The organism is Saccharopolyspora sp. NPDC047091, assembly GCF_040643635.1.
Lineage (GTDB): Bacteria > Actinomycetota > Actinomycetes > Mycobacteriales > Pseudonocardiaceae > Saccharopolyspora_C.
The window spans coordinates 100,094-116,480 of record NZ_JBEYUS010000010.1 but is presented as its reverse complement, the minus strand read 5'-3'; the positions used below and the strand labels follow the sequence as shown (position 1 = coordinate 116,480).

The window sequence follows — 16,387 nt, the reverse complement described above, 5'->3', positions numbered from 1 at the left end:
AAGACTAACGATTTCCCCGAACAGCCCAGGAACCGGGTCCGCGCGCCACCCGCAGGTGATCACCGGAAAGGATGAAAAACGCGCTTCACGTTCCGGTGGCCTTTCGGATCCGCGCGGCGTTCCGCTACTTTGCCTAGCCGAAGATCCCTCCCCATTTCCCAGGAGTTGACCGTCGTGTCCCGCGGTGTGCATGACACCGGGACGCGGGAATTATCGAGCCCGCCGGATTCGTCCGCGCCCGTTCCGTTCTTCTCGCAGGCCCGCACGTTCGACCGGCTCTGGCCGGCCATCAGCGACCGCGTCGAAGCGGTCTTCGACAACGGCAAGTTCTCCCACGGCAAGCAGGTCGCCGAGCTGGAACGGCGGCTCTGCGAGTACACCGGCGCGCGGTACGCGATCGGCGTGAACAGCGGGACGGACGCGCTGGTCCTGCTGCTGCGGGCGGTGGGGCTGCGGCCCGGGGACGAGGTGGTGGTCCCCGCCTACTCGTTCGTGGCGACCGCGAGTTCGGTGGTGCTGGCCGGGGGCCGCCCGGTGTTCGCCGACATCGACCCGGTGACCTATGCGCTGGACCCGGCCGAGGTGGAGCGGGTCGCGGGCCCGCGCACCCGGTTCGTGCTGCCCGCGCACCTGTTCTCGCAGATGGCGGACATGAGCGCGGTGTCCCGGGTCGCGGCGCGGCACGGGCTGGTGGTGCTGGAGGACAGCGCCGAGGCGATCGGGATGCGCCAGGTCGGAGTGCACGCCGGGCTGCACGGCGCGGGCGGCGTGCTCTCGTTCTTCCCGAGCAAGACGCTCGGCGCGATCGGCGACGCCGGGGCGGTGCTGACCGACGATCCGCGGACCGCGGAGCTGGTCGCGGGGCTGCGCCACCACGGGCGGTTCGGGCACACCCTGGACCACTTCCCCGGCATCTCCACCGAGACCGCCCGGCCGGGCACGAACAGCAAGATGGACGACATCCAGGCGGCGGTGCTGCTGGCGAAGCTGCCGGAGCTGGACCGGGACATCGCGCGCCGCGCCGAGCTGGCCGCCGCCTACCGGGAGCGGCTCGCGGACGTGCCGGGGATCGTGCGGCTGCCGGAGGTCCTCGACCGCGGCCCCGGCTCGACGAGCGCCTGGTACGTCTACCTGGTCGAGGTGGAGCGCCGCGACGAGCTGGTCGAGTGGCTGGCCCGCGCGGAAATCGGCACCGAAACCTACTACCCCATTCCGCTGCACCGGCAACCCTGCTTTTCGGCGGATTATTCCGCGAAGGTTCCGCTGCCCCACGCGGAAGCGGCGGCGCGGCGTGCGGTGGCCCTTCCGCTCTACCCGGACCTCACCCTCGGGCAACTCGATCGGGTGTGCTCGTCGATCCGCTCCTTCTATTCCGGGAGGCGCGCGTGATGCGTTCCGAGATTCCGTTCTTCCCGCCCGATCTGTTCGAAGACGATCGCAAGGTGATGCTCGATATCATCGGCGAGATCGGTCGGGATCCTCGACAGAAATTCATCCTCGGTGAACAAACCCGGGAATTCGAGGAGCTGCTGCGCGACGATCTCGGCGCCGCCGACGTCATCGCCTGCGGCAGCGGCACCACCGCGCTCGGGCTGGTGCTGCGCGCCGTGGACGTCGGCCCCGGTGACGAGGTCGTGGTGCCCGCGTTCGGGTGCGCCCCGCTGGCCGGTGCCGTGCTGGAGGTCGGCGCCGTCCCGGTGTTCGCCGACATCGACCCGCGCACCATGGTGCTCGACCCCGAGTCGGCGCGGCGGCACATCACCCACCGCACCAAGGCGCTGCTGCCCGCGCACATGTTCTCGATCATGGCCGACATGCCCCGGTTCACCGAGCTGGCCGCCGAGCACGGCCTGCGGCTGGTCGAGGATTCCGCGGTCGCCCAGGGCGCGGTGCTGCGCGGTACGCCCGCCGGGTTGTGGGGCGACGCGGGCGTCTACTCCTTCGTCCAGGTCAAGTCCTTCGGCATGCCCGGCGAAGGCGGCGCCGTCGTCACCCGCGACCCCGAGCTGGGGCAGCGGGTCCGGATGCTGCGCAACCACGGCCAGCAGGAGCGGTTCGTGCACCGCGTCGTCGGCACCAACAGCCGGTTCGACGAGATCCAGGCCGCGTTCCAGCGCTACCGGTACCCGGGCCTGCCCGCCCGGCTCCGGCGGCGTGCCGAGATCGCCGAGCACTACACGGAGCGCTTCGCCCCGCTCGCCGAGCACGGCGTGCACCCGCCACCACCGGGCCGCGAGGGCCGCTGCCACTACGTGTACTGCCTGCTCGCCGAGGAACGCGACGCGCTGCGGGAATACCTCGTCGAGCACGGGATCGGCTCGCACGTGTACTACCCGCTGGCGCTGCCGCACCAGGCCGCGTTCCGGCCCTGGGCACCCGTGGACGAGCACTGGCCGAACGCCGAGCGGGCCAGCGCCCGCATCATCGCCCTCCCGATCTACCCGCACCTCACCGACGGGGACGTGACCCGGATCGCCGACGCGGTCTGCGAGTTCGCCCGCCACCGCCCGCGCGCGCAGGCGCCGGGCACCAGCCAGTCCGGAACAGGAGCAGCACGACACGATGACCAGTGACCTGCACGCCGCCCCCGAACGCACCGGGGCAGGCAGGCCGGAGAGCAAGGCCCGCACCTTCGCCCGCCTGGGCAAGCTCGACGTCTACGACTACTACCTCAGCGTGTTCGTGGTCGGCGCGGCCGCGCTGCCCGCCGCCGGGTTCGCCGCGGGCGCCGAGGCGCTGCCGATGCTGCTGCTGTTCCTGCTCGGCGAGGTCTGCACCCTGGTGGCGCTGGTGTCGTTCGACGACGTGACGGGGTTCCGCGACGGCAGCGACATCGCCAACTACGGGCCGAACGATCCGCTGCGCAAGAAGCTGCGCAAACCGCTGGTCTCCGGCGCGCTGACCGAGCGGGAGGCGCTGGGCTTCGGCTGGGCCGCCGCCGGGTGCGGGGCGCTGCTGTGGCTGGCGGCCGCCGTCGTCGCCCCGCACCGTCCGATGTGGACGATCGTGGTGATCGCGGTGACCTTCGTGATCGCGCTGCAGTACTCCTACGGGCTCAAGCTCAGCTACCACGGCTTCCAGGAGGCGTTCCTCGTCGCGCTGGGCACCGTGCTGGTGCTCGCCCCGTACGGGCTGGCGACCGGCGAGTTCTCCGGGTTCGTGCTGGTGCAGGCGGTGCTGTTCGGCCTCGGGCCGCTCATGTTCGGGGTGTACTCCAACACCAACGACGTCGCGGGCGACCGGGCGGTGGGCCGGCCGACGGTGGCGGCGCTGACCTCGCCGCGCGGCAACGCGCTGTTCATCGGGGCGCTGTCGCTGGGCGAGTTCCTGCTGTGCCTGGGCGCGTCGGTCAGCGGGGTGGCGCCGTGGTGGTTCGCGGTGCTGCTGCTGCCCGGCAACGCGCTGCGCGCCCGGCAGTACCAGCTCGGGTTCCGCGCCGGTGACATCATGCGCGCCCGCAGGCTCGGGTTCCGGGTGCACCGGCTGTACGTGGTGCTGCTGGTCGCGGCGAACCTGCTCGCGGCGTTCGGGGGTGCCACCGGATGAGCGACGAGCTGGACGTAGCCGTGGTGGGTGCGGGCATGGCCGGGCTCACCGCCGCCACCGAGCTGACCCGCGCCGGGCTCGACGTCCGCGTGTACGAGGCCGCCGAGCACGTCGGCGGACGCACCGCGAGCGCCCGCGTCGACGGGTACACCATCGACACCGGCGCCGAGCAGCTGTCGCCCCGCGGCTACCGCGCGACGTGGGAGCTGCTGGCCCGGGTCGGCGTCGAGGACCACGAGATCCCGCTGATCAGCAGCCCGATCTCGATGTGGCGGGACGGCCGCGCGCACCCCGGGGTCGCCGAACCGCGCGGGCTGCTCACCGGTGCCGGGCTGTCCCCGCTGGCCCGGGTGGACCTGGCCCGGTTCCAGATGTGGCTGTCCCGCCGCCGCGGCGAGTTCGCCACCGACGACCCGCAGCACACCCCGCTGGCCGACAGCTCCGTCGCCGACTTCGCCCGCCGGTACCACCCGGACCTGCACGACTACCTGCTGCAACCCGTCGCGGGCACCTTCTTCGGCTGGGACACCGAACGGTCCTCGGCGGCGGTGATGGTGTCGCTGCTGCTGGCGGTCGGCGACGCGTCGAACTGGCGGACCTACCGCGGCGGCATGGACACCTTGGCGCGGCGGCTCGCCGCCGGGCTGGACGTGCGGACCGGGCAGCGGGTGCACCAGGTCGTCTCCACCGGCTCCGCGGCCCGGCTGCACGTCGGCGACGAGGTGGTGGCGGCGCGCGCGGTGCTGCTGTGCGTGCCCGCACCGGTCGCCGCGCGGCTGCACCCGGGCGCACCGGAAGCGGAGGCGGCGTACCTGGAGGCCTGCACGTTCACCCCGGCGCTGAAGGTGAGCTGCCTGCTGGACCGGCCGCTGGCGCCGGAGCACGGCGCCCCGCCGTACGTGCTGCTCACCCCGGAGGCCGAGGACGAGGTGCTCTCGGCGATCCTGTTCGACCACCAGAAGCATCCGGACCGGGCACCGGCCGGCGCGGGACTGCTCACGCTGATGCCGAACGCGCGCACCACGGCGGGCCTGCTGGACCTGCCGGACGAGGAGGTCGTGGCGCGGCTGACCGGTGCCGCGGCCCGATACCTGCCGGAGCTGCTCGCGGCGAACCGCCGCAACTTCGTGCACCGCCACCCGCACGGCCTGCCGGAGGCCACCCCGCAGGCGCTGGGCCTGCGGTCCCGGTTCATGGCGCGCCGCTTGCGCCCCGTCGACTACGCCGGGGACTGGGTGATGCTGCGCCCCGCCAGCGAGGGCGCGGTGCGTTCCGGCGCGCTGGCCGCCTCCCGGGTGCTGAGCAGGCTGCGCGCCCCGTTGAGCATTCCGACCCAGGCGAGGAGCCGACGCATTGAAACCGCATGACATGGGCGTCCTGTTCGACGAGTGCGCGCGGCGCGGCACCGCGACGGCGGTGCGGCTGGACCGGCCGTTCGACATCGCGCCGGACGGCGGCTCGTCCTACGGGGTCGCGGAGCTCGCCGACCTGGTGCGGACCGCGGCCGGGTGGCTCGCGGCGGCCGGTGCGGGGCGCGGGGACCGGGTGGCGATCGTCAAGGAGAACCACTGGGACTACGACCTGCTGGCGTGCGCGGCGGTGCGGATCGGGGCGGTGCCCGCGCAGCTGTCCGCGGAGCTGTCGACGACGGCGCTGGAGCAGCTGCTCAAGCGGCTGGACGCGGCGGTGCTGGTGACCTCCGGTGCGCTGGTGCGGCGGTGCGCGGAGCAGGGCCTGGACCTGGTGTCCGCCGCGCGCACCGCGCTGCTGCTCGACGGGGAGGCGCCGGGCGCGGTGCGGCTGGACGAGGTGCGCGGCCGGTCCGCTCCGGCGCCGCGGCTGCGCCCGGACGACGCACCGCTGGTCATCAACCACACCTCGGGGACGACGGGCGTGCCGAAGCTGGTGGTGCACTCCACCCGCACGATCATCGGGCAGCTGGCGCGGTTCGAGTCGAATCCGGTGCCGGTGATCGGGGTGCGCCCCGACGACGTGGTGGTCAACGCGAGTTCCTACGCGCACGGCCGGACGTTCTGCTGGACCGCGGTGGCGCTGAGCAGGCAGCCGCGCGAGCTGGTGGTGCTCAGCTCGGCCGATCCGGACCGGGTCGATCCGGTGCTGCGCGCCTACCCGCCGACGATCGTGGAGGCGCTGCCCGCGTCCTACGTGCGGTTCCGGGCGCTGACCGAGCGGCTGGACAACCCGTTCCGCCGGGTGCGGCTGTTCATCAGCACCTACGACGCGGTGCACCCGCCGACGATCCGCGCCTACCTGCACGCCTCCGCGCACCGGCGTCCGCTGTGGATGCAGGGCTGGGGGCAGACGGAGACGGGGCCGCTGACGTTCCGCTTCCACACCAGGCGTTCCGCTGCCGGGGCGCGGAACCTGGGCCGCCCGATCCCGGTGAAGACGCGGCTGCGGGTCGTGGACCCGGACACCTTCGAGCCGGTGCCGCGCGGCACGCCGGGCCTGGTGTTCGCGCGGACCGCGGCGCGCTGCCTGGACTACGCGGGCGAATCGGAGCGCTGGGCGGCGAAGGCGCGCGGGCCGTGGTGGAACACCGGTGACATCGGCGTGCACCACCGGGACGGCCACGTGTCGCTGCTGGACCGCGAGGTGGACCGGACGCCGCGGCTGAGCTGCCTGGGGACCGAGGACGTGCTGGAGGACCGGCTGCCGCAGGCGCTGGAGTGCGTGCTGCTGGGCCGTCCCGGCGACCTCCCGCTGCCGGTGGTGGTGACCGCGGACGGAGCGCTGCCGAGCGGAGCGTGGCGCCGCGCGATCCGCGGACTGCCCGCGCTGGCCGAACCGGTGGTGCTGACGTGGGATGCGGTGCCGCGCACCGGTACCGGGAAGGTCCGGCGCGCCCTGCTGCTGGAGCGGCTCACCGGGAACACCGACACGCCCGGATCCGGCCGGTGGACGTGACGGTCCGGACGCGCGGAGGAGGAAGCCGGTGGTGACCGGGATCTACGTCTTCGATCAGCGGCGGGCGCACGGGCGGCACCGGCACCTGTCGGCGGCGCACGACCCGCTCACCCGCGCCCGCCTCGCGGAGACCGGGGTGGGTGACGGGTGGCACTGCCTGGACGTGGGTGCGGGCGACGGCGAGATCGCGCGGTGGCTCGCGGACCGGGTGGCGCCCTCCGGCAGCGTGCTGGCCACGGATGTGCGGCCGAACCCGCGGTCGCGGCCGCCGGTCGTCGAGCACGACGTCGTCACCGATCCGCTGTCCGAGGAGGCGTTCGACCTGGTGGTGGCGCGCCTGGTGCTGCGCCACCTGCCCGAGCGGGAGGCGGTGCTGGCGAAGCTGGTGAGTGCGCTGAAACCGGGCGGGTGGTTGCAGATCGACGAGTTCGACACGTCCTACGAGCCGCTGCTGCTGGCCGGGGACGCGGAATCGGCGCTGCTGTACGAGAAGTTCCTCGCGGCGAAGGCGACCGCGATGCGGGCGGCGGGGGTGGGCACCGACTGGGGCAGGCAGGTGCCGCTGGCGATGCACCTGGCCGGGCTGGTCGAGATCGACCCGCATCCGCAGGTGCAGCTGCGCCACCCGGGCAGCCCGGACCTGCTGCTGCTCGTGCAATCCACTGTGGACATGCACGCGGAGCTGGTGTCGGCCGGGATGACCGCGGGGGAACTGGACCAGGTGCGGGAGATCGTGCGGCACCCGGACTTCCGCGCGACGTCCTGCCTGATGTACTCGGTGCACGGCCGGAAGCCGGCGCGGTGAGCGGGGTACCCACCTCGACGCGCTCGGTGGCGCGGGTCGCCGCCGAGGTCCGCGACGTCCTGACCGGCGGGCCGGTCGACCCCGCTGTGCGCTGCGAGATCGACTGGTCCGGGCCGGTGCGGGCGGTGCTGCCGGACGAGGCCGCGGTGCAGGCGGCCTGCGGCATCATGCACGTGCACGGCAGGGCCGCCGGGCGTCCCGCCGCGCTGGGCGTCGACTACGCCTCGGTCGTCGCGGGCGTGCTGGCGAGCCAGGGCGAACTGGCGGCGGCGATCGCGCGGGCCCGGGGCGCGCGGATGGCACGGGTGCGCACCTCGGTGGCGGCGGCCGCGCTGCTCAGCGTGCAGCAGTACCTGGCGGTCGCGGCCACCGACGCCGACACCGCCGAGGACGCGGAACCGCGGCCGGAGCCCGGTGGGGCGCGGCCGCCGTTCACCACCGCCGACGGGGTGCGTTGCGAGCTGGAGACGCTCGACGCGGACCCGTGGCTGCGGTTCTGGCAGGCTCTCGGTGCCGAGCACGCCGCGATCGCGCGCGGCTGGGGCCCGTTCCAGCGGCGCTTCGGCACGGCGTGCTGCGCGCTACCGCCCGCCCTGCACGCGGCGGTGGGCCGCGCCCGGTTCGCCGAGGTGCTGGCCGCGGCGGCGGAGTCCGGAGTGGCGGTGCTGCCGGTCCGGGAGGATCCGGTGCCGCCGTGGGAGGTTCCCGCCTGCACCACCGCTCCCCTGGGCCGGCCCGGTGCCGCCCTCCGCCCGCGCGGTGGCCCCGCGCCCCTCGACGGCCTCGTCGTGGTCGAGTCGACCCGGCGGGTGCAGGGCCCGGTCACCGGGCACGTGCTGCGGATGCTCGGCGCCGAGGTGATCCGCGTCGAACCGCCCGGGGGCGATCCGATGCGCGGCATCCCGCCGACCGCCGGGGGCACCTCGGTGCGCTACCGCTCGCTCAACGACGGCAAGCGGGTCGTCGAGGTGGACATCAAGTCCGCCGCCGGGCGGCGGGAGCTGCGCGAGCTGGTGGCGGGCGCCGAGGTGTTCGTGCACAACTGGGCGCCGGGCAAGGCCGCGCAGCTCGGGCTGGACTCCGCCGACCTGGCGCGCGCCCGGCCCGGGCTGGTCTACGCGTGGGCGTCCGGGTGGGGCGAGGCGGCCGGGCCGAATCCGCCGCTGGGCACGGATTTCCTGGTGCAGGCGGGCGGCGGGCTGGCCGCGGCGCTGTCCCCCGCGGGCGACCCGGTGCGCCCGTCGCTGATGACGTTGACCGATGTGCTCGGCGGGCTGGTGTGCGCGCAGGGCGTGCTGGGCGCGCTGCTGCACCGGGTGCGCACCGGGGAGGGCTCACGAGTGGACACCTCGCTGTTCTCCGCGGCCGGGCTGGTGCCCCGGCCCGGCCGGCGCGCGCCCGATCCGCTCGCGGCTCCATTGTGGACTGAGGACGGTTTCGCCGTGCTGCCGCCGGGAATCGACCCCGCCACCGCGGCCGCCGCGTTCGGTCCCGGCGACCTCACCACCCGGTTCCGCACGCGCCCCACCGCCGAGTGGGTCCGCCGCGGCGCCGAATCCGGGGTCGTCGTCACCCCGGTGTGCGCGGACCTGCGCGAGCTGACCACCGACGACCGGTTCGCCGCCGCGCTGGGCCGCGCCGACGACCACGTGTTCCCGTTACCTCCCTGGGAGTTCTCATGATCGACAGCACCGATCGGGTCGCCATCGGCGACCTGGTGCCCGCCGCGCTGCGCGCGCGGTGGGTCCGGGACGGGCACTGCCCGGGCCGCGACGTGCACGCCCTGTTCCGCGAGCAGGTCCGCGCCCATCCGCACCGGGAAGCGGTGCTCGACGCCGACGGCGTGCTGGACTACGCGGCGCTGGACCGCGAGGTGGACCGGGTCGCGGCGGCCCTGGACCGCGCGGGGATCGGCGCGGGCGACGTCGTCGGCATCCGGCTGCCCAACGGCAGTCGGATGGCCATCGCGGAACTCGCCGTCGCCGCCGTCGGCGGTGTGGTCCTCGCCTACCCGGCGGGGCGCGGATTCCGGGACACCCGCAGCCTGCTGGGCCGGTCCCGGGCGGCCGCGGCGATCTTCGGCACCACCGAGGACGCCGACGACGCACGTGCACTCCCCTACCTGCGCCGCGCCTTCACCTTCGGTGCCGGGGAATCCGGCCCGCGGTCGCTGGACGACGCCCCGGCGGCGCGGTGGGCGGCGCGGGAGCACGACCCGGAAGCGCCGGTGCGCATCCTGGTCACCTCCGGTTCCGAGGCGGAGCCGAAGATGATCGCCTACTCGCACAACGCGATGGCCGGGGGCCGGGCGAACTACGTGCGGGCCCTCGCGGAAGCCGGGCCGGTGCCGATGCGGGCGCTGCTGCTGATGTCGATGGCCTCGTCCTACGGTTCCTGCGCGACGCACGTCGCGATCGCCGCGCTGGGCGCCACGCTCGTGCTGCCCGGCGGTTTCGACGTGGCCCGCACCTTCGAGCTGATCGGGCACCACCGGCCCGGCCACGTGTTCGGGGTGCCGACGATGCTGCGCCGCCTCGCCGACCACCCGGCGGCCCCGGACGAGGATCTCTCCTCCGTGCGCGTCGTCGTGTCCAGCGGAGCCCCGCTGTCCGACGTGGCCCGGGATGCCGCCGCGGACCGGTTCGGCGCCCGGGTGATCAGCGTGTACGGCTCCTCGGACGGCATCAACTGCCACACCGCCCGCACCCCGAGCGCGCCCGGCACCGGCCTGCCGGACCCCGCCGTCGCCGAGATCCGCGTCGTCGACGCCGCCGAGGACGAGGTGCCGCGCGGGGAGAGCGGCCAGATCCTGGCCCGTGGCCCGATGACCCCGCTGAGCTACGTCGCCGACCCGGAGCTCGACGGCCGCTACCGCACCGCGGACGGCTGGGTGCGCAGCGGGGACCGCGGGATGCTCGACGAGCACGGCAGGCTGCACGTGCTGGGCCGGTTGCGCCAGGTCGTCTCGCGCGGCGGATACCACATCAGCCCGGCCGAGGTCGAACGCGAGATCGCCGCGCACCCGTCGGTCGTCGACGTGGCCTGCGTCGGGATCCCCGACGACGACCTCGGCGAACGGCTGTGCGCCTGCGTGAGCCACACCCCCGGCACCGCGGAGCTCACCCTCGACGCGCTCACCGGATTCCTGGAGCGAGACCGCGGCCTGGAACGCCGCAAGCTGCCGGAATTCCTGCTGGTATTGCCCGAACTCCCCCTGGCACCGACCGGCAAGGTCTGCCGCCGCACCGTCACCGCGCTCGCCACCGAGCGCACCACCGCACCGGGAGGAACCCGATGACCACGCTCACGCCCCGCCTCGACCTGCTCGCGCTCACCCCGGACGACTTCGCCGACCTGCAGCGGCTGGCCGAGCGGTCCGGTGCCGCCGCGCAGGACGCCGGTCTGGACCCGGTCCTGCTGGAGCTGGTGCGGTTGCACGCCTCGCAGCTCAACGGCTGCGCGTTCTGCACCGGCCTGCACACGGTGCGGGCGCAGGAGCTCGGCGCGTCCCGGCAGCGACTGGACGCGCTGGTCCGCTGGGCCGGCTCGTCCGAGTTCACCGCGCCCGAGCGGGCCGCGCTGCAGCTCGCCGAAGCGGTCACGCTGCTGCCCGGCGGACAGGTCCCCGACGAGGACTACCGGTCCGCCGAAACCCACTTCGACCAGGCCCAGCTCGCTCACCTGCTGTGGACGATCAGCCTGATCAACACCTTCAACCGCCTCGCCATCGGATCCGCGGGGGTGCGGGGATGAGAGCGGCCGCCCCCGACCGGCGGCCGCTGCGATCCCGGCGCTAGTGGAAGGTGATGTCGCCGTTGATCACACCGCCCTGGAACGACTTGCGGGACGATCCGTTGATCACGTTCTGCACGCTGGGCTGCGGGGATCCGTCCGGCTGCGGGGATTCCGCCGCGGCGCCTCCCGCCCGGCCGTCGTCCCGGGCATCGCCGGGGTGCGTCGGCCGGTCGTCCGGTGCGGAGCCGTCGGGGCCGGGCAGGAACCGCTGCACGAGGCCGGGGTCGCAGCCGGGCACGCGCACCCACGCGGTCTCGTCGTGCTCCTTGTTGCCGACGTGCAGCGGGACGAACTCGTCCTCCTGCAGCTCCCGCACGTGGTCACCGCTGAAGGCGACCTTCTTCGCGTGGTCGGACACGATGAGCGCGGTGGCGATCCCGCGCTCGGCGCGGCAGCGGCCGAACAGCTGCTTGAACGCGTCGGCGTCGAGCATCCGGGTCAACGTCACCTTCGACCGCTCGTAGTACGCGCCGCCGTGCACCGGGCCGGATTCCACGGCGACCCGCAGCAGGATCTCCGGTTTGCGCCGCTGGTTCCGGCGGATCGCGGCCGATTCGAGCTTCGCGGCCGCGTCGAGCACCGATCCCAGCAGGGAACCGGGCAGCGTCAGCAGCGCGCCGTCGCCGGTCGAGTCCCAGCTGAGCACCTCGTCGCGGCTGATCTCGGCCGTGGTCAGCGCGGTGTCGAGCAGTTCGGCGATGGCGGCGGGGATCTCCTCGGCGTGGTAGCCGGGGATGCGCGCGGAGCCGACGACGTCGACGCCGAGCAAGGTCCGGGTTGGGGACACGTGTGGCACTGAAATCCTCCAGACGAGTGATCACGTTCGGAGGAGCCATCGTGGAACGGGGTCACCGCCCGCACTCCCGGATTTCCGGGGGTATCAGCGATCCGGCTGGATCAGCTCGTCCAGCCTCGCCGGGTCGACGACCGTGAACGTGCACCGGGCGGTGCGGATCAGGCCTTGCTCGCGCAGTCTGCGCAACTCGTCCTCGACGTGCTGGCGGGACGCTCCGAGCACGCCCGCGATGTCCTCCTGCGTGAGCCCGTCGACGCGCGCTCCGGCGTCGGTGCGCCGCCCGAACCGGTCCGCCCAGAACCGGAGTTCCCGCGCGAGCCGCACCAGCAGCGTCCGGGTCTGCCACACCTGGCGCTCGTCGAGGATCTGCTGGCGCCGCCGCAAGGTCTCGTGGACCAGGTCGCGCACCGATCGGTGCTGGTCGTGCAGGTGCAGGAAACGATCCGCCGGGAGGCGCCACCCGTGCCCCGGGGAGAGCGCGACGACGCTCGCGGTGCGGACCTCCGCGTACATCGCACCGATGTCGCCGAGCAGTTCCCCTGGACCGCACACCCCGGCGATCGGCTGACCCCCCGCCCGGTCCGGCAGCACGATCTTGACCAGGCCGGCGCCGAGGAGCACCACGTCGGTCGCGGCATCGCCGACGCTCATCAGCCGGTGGTCGCGCCGGAACACGAACGCGCCGCCCGCGTCCCGGAGGGTCGTCCTGCCTTCGTCGGCTCGGTTGTCCCGCACGACCGGAATTGTCCGGCACCGGGGCCCCGATGACGACGACTCGCCGGACGACGCCGCGCACTCCACCCGGACGGCCCAGCAAGAGCCCCGGTGATCCCGTGCCGCTGCGGATTCCCGTCCCGCGGCGACGACGCCGGGCGGGCTCAGCAGTGGTCGAAGACGTGGGCGGGGTCCGCGGGCGGCACGAGGTCGTGGTCGCGCAGCGTGGTGGTGGCGGGGGTCTCCGGGTCGGCGCAGACCTCGGGGAAGGTGCCGCGCAGGTCGTCGGCGTACTCGATGTCGAGCACCAGGCCGCCGTAGTGCTCGGTGTAGTCCGCGCACTCGGTCCAGCGGTGGCAGCTCTCGGCGATCGCGAAGTCGTAGCCGGCCTCGTCCTTGCCGCGCACACCGAGGTCGGGGGCGTTCTTCTGCGCCACGGCGAGCCCGGCACCGTGCGCGGCGTCGACCAGCAGGCGCGCGAAGGTGAGGTTGTCGTCGGCGTCGAGCGCCCCGTCGGAGCGGGTGTAGGAGTCGAGGTTGTCCAGTTCCACGGAGTCGAAGCCGCGGGCGGCGCAGTCGGCCACGGTGGCGCCGATGATCTCGGCGAGCCGGGTGCGGTGCTGTTCGGTGGAGGTGTCCAGCAGGAGTTCGTCCGGCCAGTCCGGATCGATCACCGGTTCCCCGTCGGGCCCGGACAGCACCAGGTCGCGCCGCTGCTCCAGCCAGAGGTCGCGGTCGGCCGGTTGGGTCTGGAATCCGTTGACGTAGCAGATGTTGTGCAGCCCCGGCACCGGTTCCGCGGTGCTGTCCCTGGTCACGACGGTGACTCCGGCGGGCGGCGGGTAGGCGCCGCCGAGCTGGTAGTCGTGCACGCCGCCTACAGGTGGCGCGCTGCGGTCCGGGCCGGTGGGAGCTTCGGCGGCGATGTCGCGCACCACCGGCTGGTCCGGCTCGGTCCCGCAGGCGGCCAGTGCGAGCACTGCCGCGCCGAGCACGGCGCAGCGCGTCGCCAGCGGTGCGCAGCCCATTCGATCCACTCCTCGAGCGCAGGCCGCGGTGCCGATCACCGCGAACTCCGGAGATCAGCTTAGGCCGCGGCCCCGCCGCGCTCGCCAGGTCGAACGGCGCACCGGGTGAACGCCGCAGCTGCGCCGTCCGCCCGGTCGAACGACCCCGGATCGCAATCGCCCGTTCGGCCCAATCCGGGCGGCAGCCGCAGATTTCGGCGCCACGGTCAAGGAATCCGGCTCGACTCCACTCGAAGGGTGGGTGCTCGCTAGTACGCCGTCATGCCCGCCGCGGCGGCCGGTCCCACTGCTCGCCCCACCGACGACGCAGGGAGTGTGCGATGCACGAGGGATTGGTCGAGCGGGTTCGACAGCTGGTGGACGAGCAGGCACCGCGGGACCCGGAGGTGGCGGCGATCGAGCTGGACCTGCTGATCGCCAGGTTCGGCCGCACCGAGATCGCGGCGGCGCTGGCGATCGTGGCCCCGGTGGAGATCGCGGGCCTGGTCCGGCACGGCCGCTGACGTTCGCTCACCTCGCCCGCACGCGGCGCGGTGGCGCCACCGCGCGCCCCCGGGATCGGTCGGCTCCCGGGGGCGCGGTGCGGTCGAGGCGCCGGTAGACGAGTGCGGCGGCGAGCAGCGCACCGGCCAGCACCAGCCACGGCGCCGTGCCGGACACCGCGAACAGCACGGTGTTCAGCCCGGGTCCGACGGCGCTCGCGATCCCCCACACCAGCTGGTAGCAGGCGCCGTAGCGGCCCGCGCCCGAGCCGCCGGCGAAGTCGAGCACGATGACCATCGCCACCGCCCCGAACAGCGCCTGCCCGAGGCTGAACACCAGAACCAGCACCACCAGCAGCAGCGCCGCGCCGGACACGTTCCGGCCGACGAGCAGCAGGAATCCGCCGAGCGATGCGGCGACGAGCAGCGCGGACCGCGCCATCAGCCGCATCGGCGCCCGTCCCCTGCCCCAGCGCAGGACGACGGGCTGGAACGCGGGGATCGCCAGGCAGGACAGCACGTACGCGACCGGCGGCAGCCACAGCGGCAGCCCGAGCCAACGCAGGTAGATCGGCAGGATCGATTCGAACGCGACGGCGGCGAGGGTGAGCGCGAGGGTCGCGCCGGTGAACGCGAGGAACCGCCGGTTCGCGAACACCTCGCGGTACCCGCGGGTCACCGCGGCCGACGGCCGGTGCCGCGGGGCGCGCGCGCCGATGCGCCGGAACAGCAGGCCGGCGACGGCGAATCCGGCCGCGTTGAGCAGCGGTATCGCCGTCCAGAACACCGGCCCGGACCACTGCTCCAGCGCGGCGCCGACGGCGACGACCAGGGCGCCGAGCCCGAGTCCCATCGTGCGCAACCCGTTGAGCAGCGCGAAGAACCGGCGTCGCGCCTGCTCATCGGAGGTGATCCCGGCGACGAGCCCGCCGTGCGCGGCCCAGTAGAGCCGGTCGCCGAGGCTCACCCCGAACGCGATCACCACCACCGCGGCCGGGGTGTCGGCCCACAGGTAGGCGGGGAACACCAGCGCGCGGATCGCGCAGCTCAGCACCGCGGCCGGGTAGGGGCCGACGCGGTCGGCGAACGCGCCCGCGGCGAGCCCGCCGAGCACGAGCGCGGCGAGCGATCCGGTGCTGAGCGCGGTTCCGGCGGTGGCCAGCGGGATGCCGCGCCCTTCGGTGAAGTACAGCAGCGAGAACGTCACCCACACCCCGGAACCGATGGTGTCGACGACCATCGCGGTGAGGAAACCGCGAGGTCCTGCCCGGTGCGGCGGTACCGCGGTGCCGGGCCGGTTCGCCTGCTGCATCGGTCTCCTCCGGTCACCGGTGTCCGCCGCGCGCCGGGGCGCCGCGCGGTTCCGACGGGGTGGTCCCCCTGGCGGGCGGGGCCTCGGCGGGGCGCGATGCGGCGCGGTGGGGCCGGGTGCGGTGGCCGCGACGGCGTCGTCGGGCCTGGTTCGGGCGCGGCCGGGCGTTCGCCGCCTCCGGGGTGGCCGTCGATCGCGGCGGTTGCCGAGGATCGCGGGGGGAAGATCGCGGCCGCGCGCCGCTTCACGTTAACCGCGGAGCGGGTACCGATCCAGGAATGTCACACCCTCGGATCAATGGTGTCTGGAAATGAGATGGGGCCCGCTCGATGAATACCGTCTCGGCGATTCAGAAGTGACATCGCCGCAGTTCACAGCGCTTTTTGCGACCTTCGAAAAAGTGCGTCGGTCGCGTGGTGAATTCACCTCGGGTCGCCATTTTCGGATTCACCGAACGGCCGCTCTCCCGTTCGCGACGATGCGATCCAGCAAGAATTATCAGCCTCGCGGGAATTCCGCACGCCGCACTTCCGGCGGAGCCGGTGGCGACGCCGCGCCCCGCGGGGCGCCCGCCGCAGAAGTCGATCAAGATCCACAGTGGACCTCGCCCCACGATCACCCGCCGCACCGCGAGCCACCTGCGGTGCGACCGCACCCGCGGGACAACTTGACTCGTCAACCAGGCGTTTTCCCCGGTACCGCCACCCGCCGCCGCGTCCACGACCGGCCACAGTGGCGCGAACGCGGCCCGGACCGGGGATAACGAACCGGGTACCGCCGGACGTGAGACGATCTCCGTCCCTTACCCTCTCGCTCGTGAGGGAAGAACGAACTCTGCTGCACGAGCTGGTCGACCAGCTGCCGGACGACCGCCTGGGCCAGGCCGTCTCGCTGCTGGAGAAGCTGGTCAGCGTCTCGCTGCGGCGCAACTTCAAGACCGAGGACAAGTCGGAGCCGCACGACCAGCGCTGGAACTAGCGC

The 16,387-nt window shown here is 73.8% G+C and carries 15 protein-coding genes; 11 read left to right on the top strand and 4 right to left on the bottom strand.

From position 1 onward, the window contains the following. Nucleotides 1–186: 186 nt before the first annotated feature. The 9 genes from ABZ805_RS07600 to ABZ805_RS07560 are packed head-to-tail and all read left to right on the top strand — an operon-like array spanning nt 187 to nt 11,032. The gene (locus tag ABZ805_RS07600; RefSeq protein WP_358435904.1) at nt 187–1,389 is read left to right on the top strand and encodes a DegT/DnrJ/EryC1/StrS family aminotransferase; all 1,203 of its coding nucleotides are present in this window, start codon (nt 187–189) and stop codon (nt 1,387–1,389) included. Then, the gene (locus tag ABZ805_RS07595; RefSeq protein WP_358435853.1) at nt 1,389–2,573 is read left to right on the top strand and encodes a DegT/DnrJ/EryC1/StrS family aminotransferase; all 1,185 of its coding nucleotides are present in this window, start codon (nt 1,389–1,391) and stop codon (nt 2,571–2,573) included. Before ABZ805_RS07600 ends, ABZ805_RS07595 begins: the two co-directional genes overlap by 1 nt. Next, nucleotides 2,563–3,546, top strand: a complete 984-nt coding sequence (locus tag ABZ805_RS07590; protein WP_358435851.1) for a UbiA family prenyltransferase — start codon at nt 2,563–2,565, stop codon at nt 3,544–3,546. The genes ABZ805_RS07595 and ABZ805_RS07590 overlap by 11 nt, the downstream gene beginning before the upstream one ends. Next, complete coding sequence (locus ABZ805_RS07585) at nt 3,543–4,913, top strand: NAD(P)/FAD-dependent oxidoreductase (protein WP_358435848.1); 1,371 nt, start codon at nt 3,543–3,545, stop codon at nt 4,911–4,913. Before ABZ805_RS07590 ends, ABZ805_RS07585 begins: the two co-directional genes overlap by 4 nt. Before the next feature lies 1 nt (nt 4,914). After that, a complete protein-coding gene (locus ABZ805_RS07580; RefSeq protein ID WP_358435901.1) occupies nt 4,915–6,474 on the top strand; it encodes an AMP-binding protein in 1,560 nt (519 codons plus the stop codon). A gap of 31 nt (nt 6,475–6,505) precedes the next feature. Beyond that, nucleotides 6,506–7,279: a methyltransferase domain-containing protein gene (locus ABZ805_RS07575; RefSeq protein WP_358435845.1), complete on the top strand. Its 774-nt coding sequence runs from the start codon at nt 6,506–6,508 to the stop codon at nt 7,277–7,279. Next, the gene (locus ABZ805_RS07570; RefSeq protein ID WP_358435843.1) at nt 7,276–8,961 is read left to right on the top strand and encodes a CoA transferase; all 1,686 of its coding nucleotides are present in this window, start codon (nt 7,276–7,278) and stop codon (nt 8,959–8,961) included. The genes ABZ805_RS07575 and ABZ805_RS07570 overlap by 4 nt, the downstream gene beginning before the upstream one ends. After that, nucleotides 8,958–10,577: a class I adenylate-forming enzyme family protein gene (locus ABZ805_RS07565; protein ID WP_358435840.1), complete on the top strand. Its 1,620-nt coding sequence runs from the start codon at nt 8,958–8,960 to the stop codon at nt 10,575–10,577. Before ABZ805_RS07570 ends, ABZ805_RS07565 begins: the two co-directional genes overlap by 4 nt. Further along, entirely contained in the window at nt 10,574–11,032 is a 459-nt protein-coding gene (locus ABZ805_RS07560) for a carboxymuconolactone decarboxylase family protein (RefSeq protein WP_358435838.1), read from the top strand. Before ABZ805_RS07565 ends, ABZ805_RS07560 begins: the two co-directional genes overlap by 4 nt. A 40-nt stretch (nt 11,033–11,072) precedes the next feature. On the opposite strand, the gene ABZ805_RS07555 is transcribed toward ABZ805_RS07560, so the two are convergent. From ABZ805_RS07555 to ABZ805_RS07545, 3 genes are all read right to left on the bottom strand, one after another. Continuing rightward, nucleotides 11,073–11,861, bottom strand: coding sequence for a hypothetical protein (locus tag ABZ805_RS07555; protein ID WP_358435835.1), 789 nt, complete (start codon nt 11,859–11,861; stop codon nt 11,073–11,075). A 93-nt stretch (nt 11,862–11,954) separates the two neighbouring features. Beyond that, nucleotides 11,955–12,605: a Crp/Fnr family transcriptional regulator gene (locus ABZ805_RS07550; RefSeq protein WP_358435833.1), complete on the bottom strand. Its 651-nt coding sequence runs from the start codon at nt 12,603–12,605 to the stop codon at nt 11,955–11,957. 143 nt (nt 12,606–12,748) lie between these two features. Beyond that, nucleotides 12,749–13,612 (bottom strand): endo alpha-1,4 polygalactosaminidase, encoded by an 864-nt coding sequence (locus tag ABZ805_RS07545; protein ID WP_358435830.1) that lies wholly within the window; start codon nt 13,610–13,612, stop codon nt 12,749–12,751. A 320-nt stretch (nt 13,613–13,932) separates the two neighbouring features. Between ABZ805_RS07545 and ABZ805_RS07540 the strand changes: the two genes are divergently transcribed. Then, nucleotides 13,933–14,115 (top strand): hypothetical protein, encoded by a 183-nt coding sequence (locus tag ABZ805_RS07540; protein WP_358435828.1) that lies wholly within the window; start codon nt 13,933–13,935, stop codon nt 14,113–14,115. A gap of 7 nt (nt 14,116–14,122) precedes the next feature. Here the strand turns inward: ABZ805_RS07540 and ABZ805_RS07535 are convergent, their stop codons facing one another. Continuing rightward, complete coding sequence (locus ABZ805_RS07535; protein WP_358435825.1) at nt 14,123–15,406, bottom strand: MFS transporter; 1,284 nt, start codon at nt 15,404–15,406, stop codon at nt 14,123–14,125. 816 nt (nt 15,407–16,222) lie between these two features. On the opposite strand from ABZ805_RS07535, the gene ABZ805_RS07530 reads away from it, so the two are divergent. After that, the gene (locus tag ABZ805_RS07530) at nt 16,223–16,384 is read left to right on the top strand and encodes a hypothetical protein (protein WP_358435823.1); all 162 of its coding nucleotides are present in this window, start codon (nt 16,223–16,225) and stop codon (nt 16,382–16,384) included. Nucleotides 16,385–16,387: the final 3 nt, after the last annotated feature.

What these genes read in the sequence shown, in the direction of transcription:
- ABZ805_RS07595 (WP_358435853.1), top strand. Translation starts at nt 1,389, where the DNA reads ATGCGTTCCGAGATTCCGTTCTTCCCGCCCGATCTGTTCGAAGACGAT.
- ABZ805_RS07545 (WP_358435830.1), bottom strand. Translation starts at nt 13,612, where the DNA reads ATGGGCTGCGCACCGCTGGCGACGCGCTGCGCCGTGCTCGGCGCGGCA.
- ABZ805_RS07580 (WP_358435901.1), top strand. Translation starts at nt 4,915, where the DNA reads ATGGGCGTCCTGTTCGACGAGTGCGCGCGGCGCGGCACCGCGACGGCG.
- ABZ805_RS07565 (WP_358435840.1), top strand. Translation starts at nt 8,958, where the DNA reads ATGATCGACAGCACCGATCGGGTCGCCATCGGCGACCTGGTGCCCGCC.
- ABZ805_RS07560 (WP_358435838.1), top strand. Translation starts at nt 10,574, where the DNA reads ATGACCACGCTCACGCCCCGCCTCGACCTGCTCGCGCTCACCCCGGAC.
- ABZ805_RS07585 (WP_358435848.1), top strand. Translation starts at nt 3,543, where the DNA reads ATGAGCGACGAGCTGGACGTAGCCGTGGTGGGTGCGGGCATGGCCGGG.
- ABZ805_RS07590 (WP_358435851.1), top strand. Translation starts at nt 2,563, where the DNA reads ATGACCAGTGACCTGCACGCCGCCCCCGAACGCACCGGGGCAGGCAGG.
- ABZ805_RS07540 (WP_358435828.1), top strand. Translation starts at nt 13,933, where the DNA reads ATGCACGAGGGATTGGTCGAGCGGGTTCGACAGCTGGTGGACGAGCAG.
- ABZ805_RS07535 (WP_358435825.1), bottom strand. Translation starts at nt 15,406, where the DNA reads ATGCAGCAGGCGAACCGGCCCGGCACCGCGGTACCGCCGCACCGGGCA.